The 21,612-nt window shown below is 59.7% G+C and carries 25 protein-coding genes; 12 read left to right on the top strand and 13 right to left on the bottom strand.

All coding sequences use genetic code 11. The features are described from left to right. Positions 1-109 precede the first annotated feature (109 nt). Positions 110-1,000, bottom strand: a complete 891-nt coding sequence (locus E2K76_RS17580; protein WP_136685751.1) for a LysR family transcriptional regulator — start codon at positions 998-1,000, stop codon at positions 110-112. A gap of 113 nt (positions 1,001-1,113) precedes the next feature. On the opposite strand from E2K76_RS17580, the gene E2K76_RS17575 reads away from it, so the two are divergent. Both E2K76_RS17575 and E2K76_RS17570 read left to right on the top strand, forming a co-directional pair. Beyond that, on the top strand, positions 1,114-1,674 hold the full coding sequence (locus E2K76_RS17575; protein ID WP_136685750.1) for a LacI family DNA-binding transcriptional regulator: 561 nt from the start codon (positions 1,114-1,116) through the stop codon (positions 1,672-1,674). 55 nt (positions 1,675-1,729) lie between these two features. Beyond that, a complete protein-coding gene (locus E2K76_RS17570) occupies positions 1,730-2,419 on the top strand; it encodes a hypothetical protein (RefSeq protein ID WP_246033008.1) in 690 nt (229 codons plus the stop codon). A 50-nt stretch (positions 2,420-2,469) separates the two neighbouring features. Here E2K76_RS17570 and E2K76_RS17565 read toward each other — a convergent pair whose 3' ends face one another. From E2K76_RS17565 to E2K76_RS17540, 6 genes are all read right to left on the bottom strand, one after another. Continuing rightward, positions 2,470-3,579: an S-(hydroxymethyl)glutathione dehydrogenase/class III alcohol dehydrogenase gene (locus E2K76_RS17565; protein WP_136685749.1), complete on the bottom strand. Its 1,110-nt coding sequence runs from the start codon at positions 3,577-3,579 to the stop codon at positions 2,470-2,472. Positions 3,580-3,594: 15 nt separating this feature from the next. Then, the gene (locus E2K76_RS17560) at positions 3,595-3,876 is read right to left on the bottom strand and encodes a metal/formaldehyde-sensitive transcriptional repressor (protein WP_136685748.1); all 282 of its coding nucleotides are present in this window, start codon (positions 3,874-3,876) and stop codon (positions 3,595-3,597) included. A gap of 122 nt (positions 3,877-3,998) precedes the next feature. Beyond that, complete coding sequence (locus tag E2K76_RS17555) at positions 3,999-4,994, bottom strand: zinc-binding dehydrogenase (RefSeq protein WP_220432289.1); 996 nt, start codon at positions 4,992-4,994, stop codon at positions 3,999-4,001. 71 nt (positions 4,995-5,065) lie between these two features. Beyond that, entirely contained in the window at positions 5,066-6,976 is a 1,911-nt protein-coding gene (locus tag E2K76_RS17550; protein WP_136685747.1) for an FUSC family protein, read from the bottom strand. A gap of 67 nt (positions 6,977-7,043) precedes the next feature. After that, entirely contained in the window at positions 7,044-8,021 is a 978-nt protein-coding gene (locus tag E2K76_RS17545) for an alpha/beta fold hydrolase (RefSeq protein ID WP_136685746.1), read from the bottom strand. A 56-nt stretch (positions 8,022-8,077) separates the two neighbouring features. Continuing rightward, entirely contained in the window at positions 8,078-8,257 is a 180-nt protein-coding gene (locus tag E2K76_RS17540) for a tautomerase family protein (protein WP_136685745.1), read from the bottom strand. A gap of 120 nt (positions 8,258-8,377) precedes the next feature. Between E2K76_RS17540 and E2K76_RS17535 the strand changes: the two genes are divergently transcribed. From E2K76_RS17535 to E2K76_RS17490, 10 genes are all read left to right on the top strand, one after another. Beyond that, complete coding sequence (locus tag E2K76_RS17535; protein ID WP_136685744.1) at positions 8,378-9,286, top strand: LysR family transcriptional regulator; 909 nt, start codon at positions 8,378-8,380, stop codon at positions 9,284-9,286. 117 nt (positions 9,287-9,403) lie between these two features. Then, a complete protein-coding gene (locus tag E2K76_RS17530; protein ID WP_136685743.1) occupies positions 9,404-9,814 on the top strand; it encodes a DoxX family protein in 411 nt (136 codons plus the stop codon). 29 nt (positions 9,815-9,843) lie between these two features. Continuing rightward, on the top strand, positions 9,844-10,794 hold the full coding sequence (locus tag E2K76_RS17525; protein WP_136685742.1) for a glutathione S-transferase family protein: 951 nt from the start codon (positions 9,844-9,846) through the stop codon (positions 10,792-10,794). Beyond that, positions 10,791-11,390, top strand: coding sequence for an alpha/beta hydrolase (locus tag E2K76_RS17520; protein ID WP_136685741.1), 600 nt, complete (start codon positions 10,791-10,793; stop codon positions 11,388-11,390). Before E2K76_RS17525 ends, E2K76_RS17520 begins: the two co-directional genes overlap by 4 nt. 58 nt (positions 11,391-11,448) lie before the next feature. Next, the gene (locus E2K76_RS17515) at positions 11,449-12,387 is read left to right on the top strand and encodes a LysR family transcriptional regulator (RefSeq protein WP_220432288.1); all 939 of its coding nucleotides are present in this window, start codon (positions 11,449-11,451) and stop codon (positions 12,385-12,387) included. 155 nt (positions 12,388-12,542) lie between these two features. Then, on the top strand, positions 12,543-12,896 hold the full coding sequence (locus E2K76_RS17510) for a putative quinol monooxygenase (RefSeq protein ID WP_136685740.1): 354 nt from the start codon (positions 12,543-12,545) through the stop codon (positions 12,894-12,896). A gap of 89 nt (positions 12,897-12,985) precedes the next feature. Further along, complete coding sequence (locus E2K76_RS17505; protein WP_136685739.1) at positions 12,986-13,603, top strand: nitroreductase family protein; 618 nt, start codon at positions 12,986-12,988, stop codon at positions 13,601-13,603. Between the two features lie 168 nt (positions 13,604-13,771). Beyond that, on the top strand, positions 13,772-14,089 hold the full coding sequence (locus E2K76_RS17500) for an antibiotic biosynthesis monooxygenase family protein (RefSeq protein ID WP_136685738.1): 318 nt from the start codon (positions 13,772-13,774) through the stop codon (positions 14,087-14,089). Next, positions 14,086-14,970: an NAD-dependent epimerase/dehydratase family protein gene (locus E2K76_RS17495; RefSeq protein ID WP_136685737.1), complete on the top strand. Its 885-nt coding sequence runs from the start codon at positions 14,086-14,088 to the stop codon at positions 14,968-14,970. Before E2K76_RS17500 ends, E2K76_RS17495 begins: the two co-directional genes overlap by 4 nt. 95 nt (positions 14,971-15,065) lie before the next feature. Further along, positions 15,066-15,650, top strand: a complete 585-nt coding sequence (locus E2K76_RS17490; protein WP_136685736.1) for a carboxymuconolactone decarboxylase family protein — start codon at positions 15,066-15,068, stop codon at positions 15,648-15,650. An 81-nt stretch (positions 15,651-15,731) separates the two neighbouring features. Here E2K76_RS17490 and E2K76_RS17485 read toward each other — a convergent pair whose 3' ends face one another. From E2K76_RS17485 to E2K76_RS17460, 6 genes are all read right to left on the bottom strand, one after another. Then, positions 15,732-16,595: an IclR family transcriptional regulator gene (locus E2K76_RS17485; RefSeq protein WP_220432287.1), complete on the bottom strand. Its 864-nt coding sequence runs from the start codon at positions 16,593-16,595 to the stop codon at positions 15,732-15,734. Then, a complete protein-coding gene (locus E2K76_RS17480; RefSeq protein ID WP_136685734.1) occupies positions 16,592-17,434 on the bottom strand; it encodes a hypothetical protein in 843 nt (280 codons plus the stop codon). The genes E2K76_RS17485 and E2K76_RS17480 overlap by 4 nt, the downstream gene beginning before the upstream one ends. Before the next feature lie 53 nt (positions 17,435-17,487). After that, entirely contained in the window at positions 17,488-18,837 is a 1,350-nt protein-coding gene (locus E2K76_RS17475; RefSeq protein WP_220432286.1) for an MFS transporter, read from the bottom strand. 68 nt (positions 18,838-18,905) lie between these two features. Next, a complete protein-coding gene (locus E2K76_RS17470; protein WP_136685733.1) occupies positions 18,906-20,225 on the bottom strand; it encodes a 3-hydroxyacyl-CoA dehydrogenase in 1,320 nt (439 codons plus the stop codon). A 39-nt stretch (positions 20,226-20,264) separates the two neighbouring features. Beyond that, a complete protein-coding gene (locus E2K76_RS17465; protein WP_136685732.1) occupies positions 20,265-20,693 on the bottom strand; it encodes a VOC family protein in 429 nt (142 codons plus the stop codon). Positions 20,694-20,752: 59 nt separating this feature from the next. Further along, positions 20,753-21,514 (bottom strand): SDR family NAD(P)-dependent oxidoreductase, encoded by a 762-nt coding sequence (locus E2K76_RS17460; RefSeq protein ID WP_136685731.1) that lies wholly within the window; start codon positions 21,512-21,514, stop codon positions 20,753-20,755. Between the last annotated feature and the right edge of the window lie 98 nt (positions 21,515-21,612).

Raw genomic sequence — 21,612 nt, 5'->3', positions numbered from 1 at the left:
CGCAGGATCTGGATCGAGTTTTTCAACACAATCGGGACATTCCGGACATTCGCGGCGGCAGCAAAATAATTTATGCATACGCGGAAACGCTGCGTTTGGCATGGGCGACTTACGATGTTCTGCCAAACATGCGAACAGCAAAGTCGATAAAGCTGCGGATCTTGGGCACCATCTGTCGGTCGGAATGGTAAAGGATGTGCATGGACCGCGACGACGGGCGGAACTCTGGGAGTAACTGTCGCAGGCGCCCGTCTTGGACATAAGGCAAGACAAGTTCGCGCGGCTGTAAAATGACCCCCATGCCCGCCAGTGCAGCGTTTAGCAGTGGCTCGCCGTGGTTCGAAGTTAGTCGGCTATCGATCGGCACCTCCTCGCGCCCCTCGGGTCCATCGAACGTCCAGCGTGTCAAAAGCTCTTTGTGGGCGAAACCAAGGCATTCGTGATTGCGGAGATCGTTGGGTGTATTCAGGTGCGGCGCGCTTCTGAGGTAGGACGGAGCTGCACAGAGGATGAGATGATAATCCGCCAGCGCACGTGCCATCAGCCCACTGTCATCGAGATCGCCGACTCGGAACGCAATGTCGAATCCGCCCTGCATAAGATCCGAAATCCGATTGCTGAGGGTGAGGTCGACACGCAGCTTCGGATGGACCCGCATGAATTCAGGTAACACCGGCCCGAGGGAACTCATGCCGAAGCTAACCGGAGCGTTTACTCGGAGTAAGCCAGCGGGTTCTGCTGAGATTGATGCCGCAAGGGTATCCGCTGCGGCGACCTGAGCGAGGATCGTTCGGGCATGGTGAAGATAGTCGTGTCCGAATTCCGTCAGCATATGTTTGCGCGTCGTCCGGTGGAGAAGCTTTGCCCCGAGCCGATCTTCCAGCCGCTCGACATACTTACCAAGGAGTTGGGGAGAGATCCGCAGCTGCCGTGCGGCCGCGCTGAACGATCCGTGGTCTACGGCTTTCACGAAGGCAGTGATGCAGTTGAAAAGGTCCATGGCGAGTTATCCCATTCGATAACTCGCGTTTCAAGTGTTGCAGCCTTTATACCACTAATTTTCGACCTTAATCGCGTCCAATTTGGTGCCGAACTCGGAAAGAAGAGGCTTAGGTGAACATCAAGGATGTTGCTGCGCTTTCTGGCGTGTCGACCGCCACGGTCAGCCGTGCCCTCTCTAGTCCGGACAGGGTTGCGCCAGCGACGCGCAGGCGGATCATGACCATGATCGATAAACATGGCTATGCCGTGAACGCGGCAGCACAGACACTTCGCAGTCAACGCTCGAAATGCGTTCTCGTGCTGACGACCGCCTTCGACGCAACTTTCCTCGCATTCGCATCGGGTTGCGTGCCCAAGCTGGTTTCAGCAGGGATGAACGTAATGGTTGCCGATGAAAGTTCGCTTGCCGCGAGCGGGCGGTCAGCAGAGACCGCCTACGCCGAGCAGAGGGTCGATTTTATTCTGCGCTACGGCGAGTATCGCACCCTCAAGGCCACAATCCCACATCTTGTCATCCCAGCGGCTCAAGATTGCGTGGACGCCCAGGCTTCAGGTGAGACGGAGGCCGACAATGTGATCCACCACGTTTGCTCCATCAATGACGTTGCCTGCAAACGCGGCGCTATTGGGCCCAGCTCAGACGGCAAAGTCTACGCGACAGCAATCAGATAAAGTTCGACCTTATGGTCATGAGCGGCAGGCACTTAGAGTAAGAAAGGCCAATTCTATGAGAAAAATATCACTTGCAGCTGCGATGCTGCTCGCAAATGTCACCGGGTCCATGGCGATCTCCCAGCAATTCGAAGTTAATGATTTCCGGCTGTCGGGTGTGACCTTGGAAGGCGCGATGTATCAGGGTGACGCCGCATTCAAGATGCTCATGCCCAAGGAAGCGATTCAGGATCCTGAAACCGAAGCCCTGTCAGACCGGGACTTCATGGCATGGCTGCCGATAGATTTCGGCGATGGTGTGATCGAAGTGGAGGTCGCGAGCGAGTTGGTTGAAGGGGCCCCGGCTTATGCCAGAGGGTTCATTGGCCTGACCTTTCGTATCTCGGACGATGGTAGCTTTGAAAGCATCTATCTCCGCCCCACCAATAGCATCGCCGACGATCAGGTTCGGCGAAACCATAGCGTTCAGTATGTAGCATTTCCGGATTATCGCTTTGACAGGTTACGGCGGGAATTTCCCGAGAGGTATGAATCTTACGCGGAACTCGACCTGAAGCGTTGGATCGCCATGAAAATCGTAGTGTCAGGGGACCATGCCAAGCTGTTTCTTGATGGCAATGACCGACCTTCGCTGATCATTAATGATCTGAAGCTCGGAAGTGAACAGCGTGGCGGTGTGGGTGTCTGGCTTGAGTCAGGGACTGAAGCCTACTTTCGTAATTTGAAGATTACCCCAAACGACTGACACGTCGATGATGCGCACCTCCGCAAGGGTGGAGGTGCGCACGCGTAGCTTCAATATTTGATGACCGTGCGGATCGACTTGCCCGCGTGCATCAGGTCGAAAGCGTCGTTGATCGCATCGAGGCCCATAGTGTGGGTTACGAAAGGTGCCAGTTGGATATCGCCGCGCATCGCATCCTCGACCATGCCCGGAAGCTGGGTGCGACCTTTCACGCCACCGAAGGCCGAACCTTTCCACGTGCGGCCCGTCACCAGCTGGAACGGCCGGGTGGAGATTTCCTGCCCCGCGCCTGCCACGCCGATCACCACCGACTGGCCCCATCCGCGATGCGCGCATTCCAGCGCTGCACGCATGACGTGGACGTTGCCGATGCACTCGAACGAGTGATCCACGCCCCAGCCGGTCATCTCGATGATGACCTCCTGGATCGGACGATCGTGATCCTTGGGATTGATGCAGTCGGTCGCGCCGAATTCCCGTGCCAGATCGAACTTCGCAGGGTTCGTGTCGATCGCGATGATGCGGCCCGCCTTAGCCTGCCGCGCACCCTGGATCGCCGCAAGACCGATGCCGCCCAGACCGAAGATGGCGACGGTGTCACCCTCCTGCACCTTGGCGGTGTTGTGGACGGCCCCGATGCCCGTGGTCACGCCGCAGCCCAGAAGGCAGACATGTTCATGGTTCGCCTCGGGGTTGATCTTGGCCAGAGAGACCTCGGCCACCACGGTGTATTCGCTGAAGGTGGAACAGCCCATGTAGTGGTAAAGCGGTTCGCCGTTGTAGGAGAAGCGCGAGGTGCCGTCGGGCATGACGCCCTTGCCCTGCGTGGCGCGGACGGCAACGCAAAGGTTGGTCTTGCCCGACTTGCAGAACAGGCACTCACCGCATTCGGCGGTGTAAAGCGGGATAACGTGGTCGCCGGGCACGACCGAGGTCACGCCTTCGCCCACTTCGACCACGATGCCCGCGCCTTCATGGCCCAGCACGACGGGGAACAGGCCTTCGGGATCATCGCCCGACAGGGTGAAGGCGTCGGTATGGCACACGCCCGTGTCGGTGATCCGGATCAGAACCTCGCCCTTCTTGGGCGGGGCGACGTCGATCTCGACAATCTTAAGGGGTTCGCCGGCGGCGAAGGCAACAGCTGCGCGAGATTTCATAAGACTTTCCTCGATTTACTTCAGATAGGAGCGGACCAGTGAGAGCACGGCATCGATATCGACACCTGCCTGGCCCTCGGAAAGGGAAGCAGACGTCGGCTCGAGCTCTTCCCGCAGATGAATTTCCAGCACTTCGGACATCAGACCGTTGATGCCCCCCCTTACGGCCGCAAGCTGTTGGAGGATCGGCCCGCAGTCGGCACCGCTTTCCAACGCCGCTTCCAAGGCGGTGCACTGCCCTTGAATCCGCCGAAGGCGGGTGAGGGTCTTTTTCCGGTCTTCGAGAGTATGCGGCATACTTCCTCGTATACTGGGGGGGGGTATAATAAGTGGCTGTGGATACCCGCGCACCTTGGACCCGTCAAGTAGATCTCGAAGCCTCGTCAGGAGTGGCCAGCATGCGAAAAGCTGGGATAGGATTACGTCGTTGAAGTCTTCCGACGAAGATCGTCGGCGTGCCCAAATGCAGTGAGCATGACGATCTTGCCATCAGCGCCGCCCGCTTCCATTAGCCGATGCGCTTCAACAATATCTTCCAAAGAGAATACGCGTCCGATCTTCACCGGCAGCCGCTCAGCCGCGACGGCCTCCAGGAGATCGTCCAGTGGCATCGACATGAAGTCCTCAACATCGCCGGAATAGGTCGTAAGTCTGGCCTTGCTCGGAATGGCGACCATCGGCTCGAAGGCATCGAGGGTCCATCTGTCGCCGACCATGCCCGCCATGCAGAGCGTCCCGCCCGGCACAAGACATGCCAGACTGTCCAGCAGGGTGCCTGTCCCCACCAGCTCCAGCACCCTGTCATAGCGATCCGATTGCACGGCAAGCCGTCCGTCATCCAATCGAAAGGAGTCTGTCCCGATAAAGTCTCTAGCGCTGTCGCGGCGCGAGGTGGCGGTCACGATAGCACCTGCTCGCCGAGCCAACGCGGCTGCCGCCAGCCCGACCGACGTGGTGCCGCCGCGGATCAGAAGCCTTTCTCCCGACCGAAGACGAAGGGCAGAGACCAAAGCGCCCCATGCTGTCTGCAACATCTCCGGCAATGCGCCAAGGATCGCGTAGGGCAAGGCAGTGTGAACCGTGCGAACCTGTTCGACCGGCACTCGGACATATTCCGCGTAGCTGCCGTCGAAAATCCGCCCCATACCGCCCATAACGGTGGCGACCCGGGCACCCGGCGCAAAATCCGGGCTATCCGTTTCCACAATCTCGCCTACTGCTTCAATACCAAGAATGCGGGGAAAGATGATGCCGGGCGATTGACCGCGTCGCGTGAAGAGTTCGGATCTATTTAGCCCGAAAGCTCCTACCCGGATGATCGCAGTGCCGGGAAGAAGTATCGGCTTTGACACGTCTTTGACCCGAAGAGCTTCCGGCGGGCCGGGTTCATCAAGAACGACTGCGCGCATTGTCATGGTCAAATTCCTCTGGGCAGCGGCGTTTCGGATGGCGATATTCCGACCAGCCGATGTGTGTCAGCCTGATATCAGCGAGTCGTGAATATCTTAGGGCGTGCGTCAAGCTCTTGGCTCATGAGAGATATCAGTCTTCCCTCTAATCTTCCGGTTGCTCCCGCTACGTTTCGCGACCTGAGATCACGAGCAAGCGCCGCTGGATCCGATATAGGATCCGCGATTTGCGCAAGGCCGTATTCCCTCAGCCTCTCTCGGCCCTGCCCGGAGGAAACGCGTCCCATGCGGTATACGATGTGCCCCATAGACATCGCCGACATCGCATCGCCGAGCGCGGCGTTACTGCGTGTTCGAACACTCAGTTCCAAAACTAGATGGCGAAGGCGTGCCAGATGCCGCACCGCCCATGGGCCACCGCGCCGACGACTAATCGCAGCCAGTTCGAACCGTATAGATGCCTCGAGGTTCCGGCGCTTGTGATAAGCAGTCATCGGGATGAGCCAGCGATAAAAGATGTAGCTCAGCATGACCCCAGCCACCAGCATCAGGCCTGCGCCCGTGACCGCCATAGGCGCTGCTGGCATCATCTCGACAGGCCTCGACATGACCGCAAAGAACATGTTGAACGTCAGACCCAAAAACATTGCGCTGCGTTTTGCTTGCAGATGCGCAGCCATGAAAAACAATGGCACTGTGAGGGCAAGCGATATCCAATGATGGCCGACGGCTGGGATAACCTCCAACCTCCACCCTACGGCTGCCAGAACGGCCACCATACCGCCCGCCAGCGCTTGGCGAACCAGTGGCAGCGGCTCGTCGAGCATTGCAAAGAGCGCGGTCAGGATCGACGCCCCGAGCACTAGGAATCGTCCTGCTTCCCAACCGCTTGTCAGCCAGATCGAGCCACTCAAGCTGATGATAGCAACGCCACGTGCAACCGCGTTGCGCATCGCATACTTATCCGAGCGGGGAACGATTCGAGAGGTTGCGCCTAGGCTGTGTCCTCGGTGATCGGCAGCTTTCAGCGCAATTGCGGCTTGATCTGCACCAATGCTTTCAACCTCGTCGACGAGGTCGGCCAGCAAATCAGAAAGCTCAGGGTATTTCGATGTTAGACGGGATGCGACTGCTCGCAGAGCGTCAGTCTCAAACGTCCCGTGCGTATCAAGGAGGGTCGCCAAACCGTCTAGCTCGGATTGTAGGAGATGCAGAGGGGTCCCCGGCTCCAAATTACCTTCCACACGCCTGATGAGCCGGGTCAGAACGACGAGATCGAGCAAACCTGCAAGAAGATTTCGCTGCGTCTTCAGATATCCGCGCGCCTGCCATGAGCCCGCGGCCAGATCCTCTGCAGTCGATGAAATCACGGCCAGCAACGAGAGAAACTCGGCCTCCAGCACGTGAAGTTCGTCATCCTCGAGCCGCAATGTCGCGCCGGCAAGCCGAAGGCCGCGCGCTATGGCATCGTCAATGCGATCGAAAGGAGCTGTTGATGCACGCCCCTGATCAGATATCGCGGCGACACCAATCACCGCAGCCACGCCTATGAAGGTATCACCGATGCGGGACATCGCGAAATGCGCAAGATCGATGGTCGTGCCGGCTGTCAGGGAAACCATCACGCTCGCCGTCAGTCCTGCCACCGCTGCCGCGTAGGCGCGCTGGTGGCGCAAGGTGTTTGCCAGCCCGCAGCAACCCCCCAACCAAAGGGCCAGCAGTCCGATCTCGACGGCAATTTGGGACGTCAGGGCGATCATAAGCCCGGCGATCGCCCCCGCGATCGTTCCCGCAATCTGGGCGAGACTGCGTTCCAGCAATAGGCCACGCGGCGGCTGCCCGATCATCCATGTGGCCATGGCAGCCCACCAAGGGTTGCTCATGCCCAAAATGGTTGCGGCAATGATAGCAATCATTGCCGCGAGCGTCAGCCGGATTGCAGTCAGCCGTAGCACCGGATCGCGCAGGGCATGCCAGAAGTTCGTCAACGCTCGCTCCTCAACCTGACCACGCGGCGGCTCAGTTCCAACAGACGCGCTGCTGCTCTTGCTCGGTTTAGTCGATGAAGGCCCTCAGGTCGGCTACGAACTTCAGCGGATTCTTCAGCATGAGAAAATGATCGCCTTCCTCCTCGCTGCTGTAGCTGAACATCTGCCCGTCCTGAGCAGTCTTCGCAATCCACTCCTGACTAGGGAGGTTGTTGCTTTCCTCGCCCGAAAAGACGGCTACGGGAATGTCCAGCTTGTGCTGGATGACATCGCGCCAATCGTTCATCGCATGATCAAACAGCACCAGCATCGTAAATTCTGGATCGGTTCCAACCTGTGCTGCCAACCCCATCGCGTTCTGGGCATAGGGCGAGTCCAGCATCTGCGACCGATGCACCACCTTCATGTCGACGATCTGCTGATTGGTCGGGGCCCCTTTGTAGGCTTCGATCATGCGTTCAGGCGAGGTGGTCATGCCACCTGCGTTCAGGCGCTCTTCTTCCGACCAGTCGGCATGGGTGTAGATCGACACGGGCTCATCCACGAAGACGGCTTTTGAGATGCGGTCGGTTCCGAAGAGGTCGACATACCCCCAGATGACCGAAACCCCCATCGACCAGCCCGCAAGCACGGTCTTCTCGATCTCGACGTGGTCCAGAAACTCGTTCAGATCCATCGACTGACGAGCAATCCGCTGGCCCTTGAGGGTCTGTTCCGACGTGCCCTGATTGCGTGCGTCGAGAACGTAGACATGGTTCGTTTTGGAAAGCAGCACGAGTTCATTGATCAGTTCGGCACCACCTGCGCCCCAGGCGGGAACGAACACGATCGGATCGCCTGATCCCACTTCCCAGTAGTTCAGCCGCACGCCGTCATTGGTGGTGAAGCTGTTGATCTCCAAGCCATCGATGTCAGAAAGCTTCGCAGGCATTCCTTCGATCGTATTAGGGAAGGTGTAGTCGCCGATGACGTCAACTGCAGTCTCCGCAAATGCAGGGCCGCAGAGCGCCAACGCCAGAAGGACGGTCGCTGTCAGGTGCTTCATCGGAAACTCCACTTCAAGAAAGAGGGTGCGCCCGATCAAGCCAGGCGCGCCGGAGGTCAGCCGAACAGTTTGCCGCCGCCCGCCCAGTCCGAGGCCTTCACATCCTCGAAAATGACATAGATGTAGCTGGCATCCGTGCCGGTGTTCTTGACGATGCTGTCTGTGATCTCCTGAGCGACCTTTGCCTTCTCTTCGGCGGTCTTTCCATCGAACCAGCTTACGCGCACTACGGGCATCTCATATTCCTTTTGATTGATGGCAGCGGCGGACTGCCGTGCTTGCAATCAGAAGATAACCGTTGCACTTGCGAACAACTATTCTTCGAGATTACGTTCAGAGTATCTTCGGAGGATACTATGGCTTCATCGGAACACTTCGCGGGCATTCAAGCCTTCGTCGAAACCGCCCGACATCTCAGTTTCACCGAAGCCGCCCAAGTGCTGGGCCTAACCAAATCTGCGGTCGGCAAAAGCGTCAGCCGGCTGGAGGCGCGCCTTGGCATAACGCTGATCCACCGCAGCACCCGCCGCCTCGTCCTGACGCCGGATGGTGAGGCCTACCTCTCTGTCGCGCGCCGGGCGCTGGACGAGATCCGTGCGGCCGAGACCTCGCTGTCGACCGGCAACCGCGAGATTGCGGGACGTCTGCGGATCGACGCACCCGCCGCCTGGGGACGACAGGTTCTGCTGCCGATCCTTACAGGCATCACGCATGAGCATCCGGGCCTGCATCTGTCCCTGTCCTTCACCGACCGCATCATCGATCCGGTGGAGGAGAAGATGGACCTTGTCATCCGTTTCGGCGAAACGGCAGACACCACCGGCCTGATCACCCGAAAGCTTGCTGAGCAGCGGGCGCCGCTGGTTGCAGCACCGTCCTACATCGCGCGCCGAGGCGCGCCGCAAATGCCCGAGGATCTGACACGGCACGACTGCATCACGGGGGTGCGCCGTGATGTGCCTATCGGCTATCGCATCGCACGTGAAGGCGGCCCGGCCGAGCGGTTGCGCGTGACGCCGACGCACGAGATCGGTGATGGCTCGGCGGTCGTCGACGCAGCCATAGCGGGCCTCGGGATCGCGCAGATGCCTTGGTCGCTGGTGGCAGGTCCTCTCGCAGACGGACGGTTGGTGGAAGTTCTGGCTGACGATGCAAGAGCGACGGTCGGCATCCATGCGCTGTGGCCGGAAACACGGCATCTTCTGGCACGCGTCAGGCATGTCGTCGACGTGCTGGCGGCCAAAGGGCGCGATGGTCTCCTTTGATTTGAGCTGGATTGCTTCCATAATGGAAGCAATAAACGTCCATTCGACCGGATAATCACGGGGGAGCGTATCGGCTATCTCGGTGGCAACAACACATTGCCATGAAAGAAACACGCCATGATCGACCAACGCACCGCCCCCTATGCCGTTCTGACGCTGCGCATTGCGCTCGGGATCCTGTTCCTCGCCCACGCGGGCCTCAAGATCTTCGTCTTCACGCCGTCTGGCACCGCCGGCTTCTTCGCATCGCTCGGCCTGCCGGGCTGGCTGGCCTATGTCACCATCCTTTGGGAACTGGCCGGTGCCGCCGCGTTGATCTTCGGCATCATGCCCCGCGCCGCCGCCGTCGCAATGATCCCCGTGCTGCTGGGGACCATCTTTACCGTCCACGGGGCCGCAGGTTTCTTTTTCAACAACCCGAACGGCGGCTGGGAATTCCCCGCGTTCTGGATCGTCGGTCTCGTCGTCCTGGCCCTTGCCGGCGACGGCGCGCATGCGCTGAAGGCAACTGCCCTGCGCCGCGCCTGAACCTCAGCAACCTTAAGAAAGGCCTCAACATGCTCGTCGATGGAAAATGGGTCGAGAACTGGCAACCGGTTCAGGCCAAGGATGATCAGGGCGGCTTCGTCCGCCAGATCTCCGGCTTCCGCAACTGGATCACGCCGGACGGCACCGCCGGGCCGACCGGAGCCGCAGGCTTCGAGGCCGAGGGCGGGCGCTATCACCTCTATGTCGCGCTGATCTGCCCTTGGGCCTCGCGCACGCTGATTGCGCGCAAGCTAAAGGGTCTGTCCAACCTGATCGACGTCACGGTGGTGGAGCCGGAGCTGGGCGATCAGGGTTGGCGCTTCGCCACGCCCGACCCGGTGAACGGCAAGACTTACATGCACGAGATCTACACTCTCGCTGATCCGGCCTATACGGGCCGCGCGACGGTTCCGGTTCTGTGGGACAAGGCGACGGGCACGATCGTCAGCAACGAATCCGCCGATATCGTGCGGATGTTCAACACAGGGTTCGGGGCGCTTGCCAGCGGGCCGGACCTCTATCCGGCCGACCTTGCCGCCGAGATCGACGCGCTGAACGACCGAATCTATCCGCGCCTGAACAACGGCGTTTACCGCGCCGGTTTCGCCACCACCCAGGTGGCCTACGCCATGGCGTTCCACGACGTCTTCGCCCAACTGGACGAGCTGGAGGATCGCCTCTCCGACGGCCGCACCTTCCTATTCGGCGACCGGTTCACGGAAACCGACATCCGCCTGTTCGTGACGACCGTTCGCTTCGACGCCGCTTATCACGGGCTGTTCAAGACCAACTTGCGGCGCATCGCGGATTATCCGCATCTGAGCCGACACCTTCACGCGGTGCTTGAACTTCCCGGTGTGCGGGAGACGGTGAGCATCGACCACATCAAGCGCGGCTACTATTCTATCAAGGCGTTGAACCCGACCGGCATCGTGCCTGTGGGACCAGCGCTGGACATCTGCATCGGAGGCACAGCATGATCCGCTCTCTGGTCATCTTCCTGCACGGTATCGGCTCGCAAGGGGCGGATCTCTCGCCGCTTGCCGACATGTGGCGCCGGGCGCTGCCGCAGACCGTCTTCGCGGCACCCGACGCTCCGGTGCCGTTCGACGGTGGGCGGGGGCATCAGTGGTTCTCTATCAAGGGCATCACCGAGGACGGACGCCCGGCCCGGGTCATCGCGGCCCGTGACAGCTTCGACGCCGTCTTGGGCCAGCTGATGCGCGAACACGAGGTCGGCCCGGAGCGCACGGTCCTCGTCGGCTTTTCGCAAGGGGCGATCATGGCGCTGGATCTGGTCGCGTCGGGCCGTCTGCCGCTTGCGGGCGTCGTGGCGGTGGCCGGACGGCTGACGACGCCCGCGCCACTGACGCCCGCGACCGACGCGCGTGCCCTGCTAATTCACGGAAGCGACGACCACGTGATCCCGCCCGCCATGTCGGTCCTTGCCGAACAGCGCCTGACAGAGGCCGGTGTCGCGACGGACCTGACCCTGATTTCCGGCATGCCGCACACGATCGACCGCCAGGCGGCGGAGGCTATCGGGCATTTCCTGATCCAGGCGTTCCGAAGCTGAGCCTTGCCCCATGCCCCGTCGGATGCCACAGACAGGGGACATCACAGCGCAGGCCCGCATGTCCGCCGATCACACGCCCCGTCCGGACCGCCTCGATCGAGAGCGGATGTTCGTTGCCGTCCTCGACACCGGCAGCTTCGCGGCGGCGGCGGCACGGCTCGGCACCAGCACGGGGCAAGCCTCGAAGCTGGTGTCGCGGCTGGAGGCGGATCTGGGCGTGCGGCTTCTGCAACGCACCACCCGCGCACTGCGCCCGACCGAGGCGGGGCTGGCCTACCACGCCCAGATCAAGCCGCTGATCGACGAGTTCGACGCGCTCGATACCTCCATCCGCAACGCCTCGGGGACGCCCTCGGGGCGCTTGCGCCTGACCGCGCCGATGTCCTTCGGGCGCATCGTGCTGTCGCCCTTGCTGCTGGACTTCGCGGCGGCCTTTCCGGACATCCAGCTTGACGTGAGGTTCTCCGACCGCGCGGTGAACATCGTTGACGAAGGCTTCGACCTCGCGATCCGGATCGGCACGCCGCTGGACAGCTCCCTCATCGCGCGGCGGCTATGTCAGGCACGGATCGTGGCCGTGGCTTCGGAGGATTACCTCGTGCGCAATGGCGTTCCCGCGATGCCGTCGGACCTGACTGACCATAACTGCATCATCGACACGAACTTTTTGGAGCCGGACCGCTGGCAGTTCCTGGAGCCCGCTGCGCAGACCACCCGGTCCGTGGCGGTGCAGGGCCGGCTGCGCTTCTCGAACGGCGAGACCTGCCTTGACGCGGCGGCGGCGGGGCTGGGCATCGCGCGCCTGCCGAGTTTCATCGCGGGTCCGCATCTGCGCGACCGCCGCGTGCTGCAGGTCCTGACCGACACGCCGTGCCCTTCGCTGGAGATTCACGTGCTTTATCCCGCGGCGCGGCACCTCGCGCTGAAGGTGCGGGCCCTGATCGACTTTCTAGTCGGGCGCTTGCAGGGCCAGCCCGACTGGGACCGTGGATGGTGACCGTTCGGGTGTAGCACCGAGGGATACTCTGCGTCGCTTTCCTCGGCATTTACCGCGGTCGCCCGTGTGAATACCTCTCGGGTTCTGGGGCGGGCACGTCGCGGGCTTTCTGCATCAGCCTGTGACGGCCGGCCGACTTTCGCAAAGGGCACCCGATGAACGGCGAACTCTATTCCATCTACCACATGTCGATCGAACCCTCGAACTTCCCGGCGTTCGAAGCGCTCGTGGCGAAGATCGTCGAGGCGACCCGCCTCGAAGCAGATACGCTGACCTACGAATATGTGGTCAACGCCGACAAGACGGCCATCCACATCATGGAACGCTATCGTATCCAGGGCGTGCTGCCGCATGTCGAGCAGACGTTCTCGCCCTTCGCGGAGACGTTCCTCTCGCTCGTGACGATCGAGAACGTCTTCGTCTACGGCGATCCCACGCCGGAGATCCGCGCCAAGCTGGATGCGTTCGGTGCGACGTATTTCGCAAGCATGAACGGCTTCACGCGCTGACATCCGCTTCGTCACCAAGACAGAAGGATCCGTCGGAGATGCCGTTCATGGCATGTCTGGCGGCGCGTTTGATTCAGAAAGGATCCCCGATGACACATTCCATGCTTGCGGCGATCGACGACCGTCGCACCACCAACATGTTCGACCCTGCCGGACACCTGACCGACGCCGAGATTGAGAAACTGGTTCATCTGGCCACCAAGGCGCCGACATCGTTCAACCTGCAGAACTGGCGCTTCATCGCGGTGCGCACGCCCGAGGCGAAGGCGCGTCTCCGGTCCATGGCCTGGGATCAGGCCAAGGTCACCGATGCGGCCGTGACCTTCATCATCTGCGGGCAGCTTGCCGACCACCGCACCATCCCCGCACGGCTGGCACCCAGCGTCGATGCCGGGTTCATGCCGGCCGAGGTGCCGTCGGGGTGGGAGGGCGCCGCGGGCAGCCTTTACGACAACCAGCCACAACGGCAGCGGGACGAGGCGATCCGGACGGCGACGTTCGGTGCCATGACCCTGATCCTCGCGGCACAGGCGATGGGCCTCGGCTCCGCCCCGATGATCGGGTTCGATGCCGACGCCGTGGCGCAAGGGTTCGGCCTGTCCGAGACGGACATTCCGGCGCTGCTTCTGGCCGTCGGCCCCGCCGCACCCGAGAACTGGCCGCAGAAGCCCCGCCGCCCGCTGTCGGACGTGCTCGACTTTGTTTGAGGGACTGTCGTAGTGAAACCGGGCCATCGACAGAAAGGACGGGGTGAAGATACTCATAAGAGTGAATGCTACTCAGTGTAGACTGAGGCTCTACTTACCATCTGCGTCGAGTGACATACGTCCCTTCGGACACGGAATGCTTTCATAGCTGCAGGAGAACGCGTCCACATGATCCGCGAAGTCGCCAAGATATCAATTCGTCCCGGGTCCGAAAGTCAATTCGAAGGGGCCTTCGCCAAGGCAGTTCCTCTATTCGAGCGGGCAAAGGGCTGCATGAGTCTTCGGCTCGAGAGGTCGGTCGAAGAACTCCTGCAATATTATGTTGTCGCCGATTGGGAAACGCTTGAAGACCATGTGGTGGGGTTTCGTGGCTCGGCCGATTACGCAGTCTGGCGAGACCTCGTCGGCGGATATTTTTCGTCCCCTCCGGTGGTGGACCACACCGAAGTTGTGATCAATGGCTTTCAAGAACGGGTGGGGGCTTGAAAATCTTCGTCACCGGATCCACCGGGTTCATCGGAGGATCCTTTGCTGCAGAGGCCGTGCGCCGCGGGCATCAGGTTCGTGGCCTGGTGCGGTCCGATGAAAAAGCTGAAGCGTGCAGAGCGTTTGGAATCACGCCTGTCCGCGGCACGCTTACGGATCATGATCTTCTCGCAGATGAGGCGCGCCGTTCGGACGCGGTCGTGAACGCTGCAAGCAGCGATGACAGGCCGGCGATCGATGCGTTGCTGAAGGCGTTGCGCGGATCCGGCAAGACTATGTTGCATACAAGCGGCACTAGCATCGTGGCAGACGACGCGAATGGCGAGCTCGGCGAAGCCATATACGACGAAGATCACCTTCCCACGCCAAATGCGGACAAAGCTGCACGCGTTGCCCTCGATCAAGCGATCTTGTCGGAACCCGAAATACGGTCGATCGTCCTGTGCAACTCCATGGTTTACGGTGATGCCATGGGACCAGACGCACACAGCGTTCAGCTTCCGCTGTTGATCCACTACGCGCGCGAGACGGGACAAGCACCGTATATCGGTCGGGGTCTCAGCAAATGGTCGACGGTTCATATCGCTGATGTCGTCGATCTCTATCTGCTTGCTCTTGATCGCGCTCCGCCTCGCATGTTCGCATTCGTGGAGAGCGGGGAGGCGTCCTTCCGCGACTTGGCGCAGTCCATTGCAAACGGTCTGCGTCTGGACGAGCCGGTCTCGATCACTTTGGACAAGGCCGAGGCTCTCTGGGGACGGGCTAGGGCGCGATATTCATTAGCGTCGAACAGCCGTGTCCGCAGTCTGCGCACACAAGGACTTGGCTGGTCGCCATCGGGTCCGGGCGTCCATCAGTGGATCAAGGACCACCTGTCCTGAATCAGAACGCAGAACTTAAAAAGGTTCGACTTTGGCAAGACGCATTGCCGTCAACCGCTTCGCACTATTCGAAACACACAGATCGAGAAAAGAACATGTCCGACACATCGAAATCGAACGAGAAGATCACCTCCAAGGTGTCGATCGAGTATCCCGACTTCACCAAACTGCCCGCCGATGTGCGCAAGAAGTTCGACGAACTGCCGACGAAGGTGAACTTCTTTCGCATGGTCGGCCACAGCCCGGGTGCGTTCATCCCGATGATCGACCTGACGAATGCCATCTTCAGAAATCTGAACATCTCGGACTACCACAAGGAGCTCATCGTTCTTCTCGTCGCGGCGCATGAAAGCGTCACCTACGAATGGGAGCAGCACGTCTCCATCGCGCAAGCAGCTGGTGTGCGCCAAGACCAGTTTGTCGCGATCGCGGAAGCCCGCATCGACGACACGTCGGCCTTCGACGAACAGGAGCGCATCCTGCTTCGCTTCGGCCAGAGTATTCTGTTAAAAGGCAAGGCGCCTGGAGTGCTATTCAAGCATGCTCTGGAGCACTTTTCGATATCCGAGCTTAGTGATGCGATTATTGTCTTGGGGTATTATCGGATGCTAGCGGGCTACATCCGGACGTTCGACATTCCGATCGACGCCCAAGAGGACGGGAAATGGATCAAGGGCTGACGGCATTTGGAGTCGACTGGCTTAACGCCGAAGCATTGGTCTCGATTAGCAACCTAACTTAAACGTTTCTATGATCCTGGCCTAGGCAGGGCCAGCCCCGTTACCTAGAAGATGCGTATTGAGTTCGCTAGCAATCAAAGATAATTGGCTCAACACGTCACTTGATGCCATCTTCGTTTGATCATCCAGACGGGTGACGTAAGGCACCGTTAAGGCTGCCAAAGCATGACGGCGCGCATCGAAGATCGGAAAGCTCATGGCTTCTACACCGCTGAATTGTCGGCTTTTCATGAAGGCGAAGCCGATCTCGGCGATTTTCGTAAGATCATCGAGAACTGCCGAACGTTCGGCAGAGTTGAGAGAAACATCTGCAGACAGGACACGATCGGCAACCTCTCGTTCGTCGAATGCGAGCAGCACGCGCCCCGAGGCTGATTGGTGCATGTCGAGCGCACTTCCAATCTTAACTCCAAAGCCGACACCGGTAGGCGTGTCGACCTGTGCGACCACGAGTTGCTTGTTGCCGTTCCGGACAGATAGGTGACAAGATTGTCCGGACGTTGCCGCAAGCACTTCCATACGCGGAATTGCAAGTCTGAGCAGTCTTTGCAAAGGAGGAAATTCATGCGCCAGCTCGAACAGTTTCATCCCAAGGACGTAACTGTCATCGCGTTGGACGATATAAGCGCGACGGGTGAGCGTCTCCACCATGCGGAAGACCTCGCCCACCGAGCGCCCGAGGCGCTCGGCGATTTCCTTGCGCGTGAGGCCATGATGGCCCTGAGCCAGAAGCTCGAGAATGTCCAGGCCCTTTTCCAACGCAGGAGCATTGTATTGAGTCTGCTTCGACTCTCCGGACTCTTCTTGGTCGTGTGGCATGTCGTGGATGGCCTTCAAAACGGTGTGTATCGATACCGTCTTAAGATCGCGGCCAAGCGTCCTCAACCCCCGCATGGTGTGGCGCGTGCTTGGATGTCGACTGCCAATCGTCCGTTTTCGTCATGGATGCGCAGTGTCCACAAATCGTCCTCTTGCCGCGCAATGAGCGTTTGAGGGCGGTCCACGAACAGGGGTGCCATATGCCTCGCCTTAAGTCCGTTGATTTGATGCCCGAGATCGGTTCGGAGATATTCCGTCAAGAGGAGCGTCGCCAGACCTCCATTCACCACGAGGTCCGGATAACCGTCGACCTCACGAGCATAGGCTCGGTCGATGTGAATGCGATGCGAATTGAACCCGAGAGCGGAATATTGAAACAGCAAGGTGTCATCCGGAGTGACAGTTTTCATCGCGGCATGGGGTGAGATAGACTCGCGGGAGGGCGTGTTTCCGGACTCCGGACGCTTAGCCATAAGAATGTAGGTCTGAGTTTCGGCGAATGCCGCATCCTCGCCATCTTCCAAAAACACTTCGTGTGCCACCGTGACGATGGCCATGGGGCCCGAAGATACCTCCTTGTGTTTCACGCTTTGAACGTAACTTTCCCGGCGGTATGCCTGCCCGATCACGATATCGTTCATGAATTCGACGGACCGCCCCCCGAGCACAAGCTGCGGCAGGCCGACATCCGGTAATGCGACGCCAAGGCCGGGGAAACCGTCCGCTCGTAACTGCGAGCGCGTGGTATCGGCCCCCATAAGAATAAATTGCCATCCGCGTGGCAGATGATCACCGTTTGACCATCGGTCAGGGTTCTGATCCAGCATCGCGGCCACGCGCCTGACTTGCGGAAGGCTGCAGTGTTCGTATCTCGTGACACGCTCGTCCAAGGGTAGTTCGCTCATCCCAATCTCCGGGCAGACAGTTGAACGCCCGGCGATGGGCCGGGCGCTTCGGGTCAGACCTCGCGTTCCATATCGAAGTGACGCGTTTCGGGACTCATCATCGTGGCGATGAAGGAGATCGCGACCAAGGTGAGGCACATAATCGTGATGACGATGACATGACCGTTTGCGGCCTGAAGCAACCACGCTGCCACGAACGGTGTGGGACCAGCGAAGAACAGGTTCGCCCCCGTATAGGACATGGCCGAGCCTGCGTATCGCGCCGGTGTCGGAAAATGCTCGGCGAAAAAAGCAGGTTGCGCGCCACCCTGAAGCTGCATGATGCCGATGAACAGCGCCATCGCGAGGAAGATCAGAATGCCGTTTCCGGTGTTGATCATCGGGAAGTAGATCAGCGACATCACGGCCATCAATGCGAGGGAGACGATGAAGATCGGCTTCCTGCCCACGCGGTCGCTGATGTATCCGCCCAAAAGCACTGCCGCGACCCCGACCATGTTGGCGCCCATCAGGCACATGTAGACGGTGCGGTTGTCGACCTGAAGCGTGTTCCGGAGATAGCCCAGCGAAAACACGGCGACGATCCAGAAGCACGAAGCGATGGCCGCCCATACCAGGATCAGGCGCAGGATTGTGCGGCCCTGGGTCTTCAGGAGTTGCCCCAAGGTCAATCGGACGCGTGGTGCCGCTTTGGCGGTGTCTCCGACAACTTGCTTGAACGCGGGAGTTTCAGCGACATTCCGGCGGATGTAGACGCCCAGGAAGACCAGAATGACGCTCATCAGGAACGGTATGCGCCAGCCGTAAGCCATGAATTGCTCTTCCGTGAGAACGGCGGCGATCAGGAACAGCATGGCATTCGCAACAACTTGCGCAAGCGAGTTGCCGATATTGATGAGCGACCCGAAGAAGCCTCTGCGTGATGCAGGTGCATGTTCCATCGTGAGAAGCTGGGCACCTGTCGCTTCCCCGCCAAGGGCGAAACCTTGAAGGAAGCGCAGCAGAACCAGAAGTGTCGGAGCCCACAGTCCGATGGACGCATAGGTTGGCATGGCCCCGATCAAGGTCGATGCCACGCCCATCAGGACCAGCGTAACCATCAGAATACTTTTGCGACCGTAGCGATCGCCGAGCATTCCGAACACGATACCTCCCAATGGTCGAGCAAAGAATCCCACCCCGAACGTGGCAAAGGATGCCAGGATGGCAGTTCCCGGATCCATGGCCGGGAAGAACAGCACCGGGAGAACCGTCGCCGAAATTGCGCCGTAAGCTGCAAAGTCGATCCACTCCAAAGCGGCCCCGAAAGCGCTGCTAAGAGCGGCACGTCGAGCCATTGGCGTCAGCTTGGTATCGTCGGTGACTTCTCTTGAAGAAGAGATCGCGTGATCTGATGAAGACATATGGGTTCCTCCCCCCTGATGCCCGTCATTGAGTGCGGCTGACGAGACACGGCCGCCGGATGAGGTCTTTAGATTTCTGTTTTTGCAGCTTGCCACGCTTGGAAGGAGCCGCCCGATCGGGCGAGTTCGATCAGCAATGGTGCCGGGTCGGATCCTGCGCCACCCACCTGCGACGCCTCTTGGACGTTGCGAAGAAGGGTATCCAGACCCCTCCGGTCCGCCGCGAACATCGGCCCCCCTTTGCCAGCGGGAAAGCCGTAGCCATTCACGAAAACCAGATCGATGTCCGACGGGCGCAGGCTTATACCCTCGGCAAGGATCTTTGCTCCTTCGTTCGCCATGACAGCAAGAATCCGGTGCTGGATCTCCTCTGCCGTGAAGGAGCGGGGATTGATCGATTTGCGCCGCCGTTCCTGTGTGATCAGCGTGTCTGCTTCGTTTGACGGCACGGGTTTGCCGTCGATGTAATCATACCATCCCCGGCCCGCCTTCCGCCCCAGACGACCGGCGTCACACAGGCGGTCGGGGATATCGACATACCGTTCGAGGGGATCGCGGGTCGCGGCACGTCTTTGCCGCATGGCGCGGGCAATATCGAGGCCGGACATATCTGATACCTCGAACGGCCCCATGGCAAAGCCGTAGGCTTTTAGTGCTGCATCGATGTCCTGCACGGACGCGCCGTCTTCCAACAGGTATTCTGCGTGGCGGCGGTAAATTGCGAAGATACGATTGCCGATGAATCCGTCGGACACTTTGGCCACGATAGGCAGTTTGCCTATGCGCCGTCCAAGCTCCAGACATGCCGCAAGCGCTTCCTCACTGGTGCGGCGCGCCTGAACGACTTCCAGCAGGCGCATGACATGGGCGGGCGAAAAGAAGTGCAGCCCCAGAACGTTTTCCGGATGCCGTGTCACCGCCGCAATTTGGTCGATGTCGAGGTAGGATGTGTTCGTTGCCAGGATCGCATCCGGGCGGGCAATCCCGGCCAAACGCGCGAAGATATCCTGTTTGACGGTCATGTCTTCGAAGGCGGCCTCGACGACCAAATCGACATCCGACACGACGCTCCAGTCAAAACCGGATGTGACCTGCTGTTGACGGGATTGAGCGGTCGCTTCATCGATCCGCCCGCGTTTGACACGCGCGGCGTAGATGTTGCGGACTCTTTCCGCGCCGGCGTTGCTGGCGGCCGCATCACGCTCCAGAAGATCGACCCGAAGCCCCCCGTCGGCCAGACTGACCGCGATACCCGCACCCATGGTGCCGGCACCGATTACAGCCACCCGGTCCAACGACCGGGTCTGCCATGCTGCTCCAGGCAGGTCCCCCGCGATCTTTTCAGCCCGCTCCAGGTATGTTTGGGCGTTTGTGTCTGGTTCGATCATTGTCCCTCCCGGACCTTTCAATCCCCACAGGTGTAGTGATCAGACCTTCGCGTCTTCGACCTGTTGAACCTCGACGATGTTTCCGTCGGGGTCGTAGAAAAAGATCTGCTGCCATCCCTCGATCGCCCAAGTCCCAAAGTCGGAGAAAGGGATGCCCCTCTCGGTCAAGCGACGCTTAACGCCTTCAATATCATCTGTGCGGAATGCGATGTGGCCACGATCAAGAGGGTTGATTGCTTGCTTGGTCTTGAAGGCGACCGTCAGATCTCGGGTGGCGAGGTGCATCTCCGTGTTGCCATCCGTGAGGAAGGTCACATGACCGCCATAACCTTGGTTCGTGATCTGCTTGCGATCCGATCCTTGGCTGCCGTAGAAGGTTTCATCCAGCTCCAGAACATTCTGATAGAATTGTGCCAATCCGGGAATGTCCGTGGAGCACAGATTGATGTGATGGAATTTAGTCGCCATCTTGATCTCCAATTTTATGTAGAGGCATTGCTGTCAGCATATCCCGAGTGCGGGAGCCGTCAGTGGATGTGGCTGCCGCCGTTGACGTCCAACGTCGCGCCAGTGATGTAGGATGAAAGATCCGACGCAAGGAACATGCAGACTGATGCCACCTCTTCAGGTAGGCCCGGCCGGCCCAGCGGGATTGAGGACGTCAAGTCACGGATGCGTTCCGTTGATACGGATCCCGTCACAAACCCCGTTTCAATCAGCGAAGGGCAGACTGCGTTCGCTCGAACACCTTGAGGACCCAACTCTCGCGCCAGGGATTTGGTCAGGCCGAGAACGCCGCCCTTCGAAGCGGCGTAATGTGCGCCTCCCACCAGTCCGCCCCCTCGTTGTCCGGCGACCGAAGCGAGATTGATAATCGATCCTTTTCCGCTGGCAATCAGTGTAGGCGCAAAAGCTTTCGCAATATTAAACGATCCCGTCAGGTTCACTGCCACGACGAGATCAAAATCCTGAGGTTCGATCTCATCATACCGGCCGGATTTGATCAGGCCCGCGCAGTGTATTAGCGCGTTGATCTTCGGAAAACGTCTGGACACTTTCTGCGCTGCAGCCGTGCAGGCTACCGGCGAAGTGATATCGCATTGATAGCCTATGATCGTCCGCCCTTCATGGCGTGAAGCAATGTCGCAAGCAGCGGCCTGAATTGCATCGCTCATATCCAGCATGACGACATCCGCACCGTTCGCGGCAAGAAGCTCTGCGGTTGCCCTGCCAATTCCGGAGGCCGATGCGGCTCCCGTTACAACGCAAACCTTATCTTTCATGAGCATTGCGCAGTCCTCCCCTACCTCGCTCTCCACCTCTTGCAGCATTTCATATTTGATGTCAACTATAGCATAGGTGAAAATAATGAAGCCACAGTGGCGTC

The organism is Falsirhodobacter xinxiangensis (genome assembly GCF_004959935.1).
In the GTDB taxonomy this organism is placed as follows: Bacteria; Pseudomonadota; Alphaproteobacteria; order Rhodobacterales; family Rhodobacteraceae; genus Falsirhodobacter; species Falsirhodobacter xinxiangensis.
Note: the sequence above shows the minus strand (reverse complement) of the source record. Positions and strands in the feature narration are given on the sequence as shown.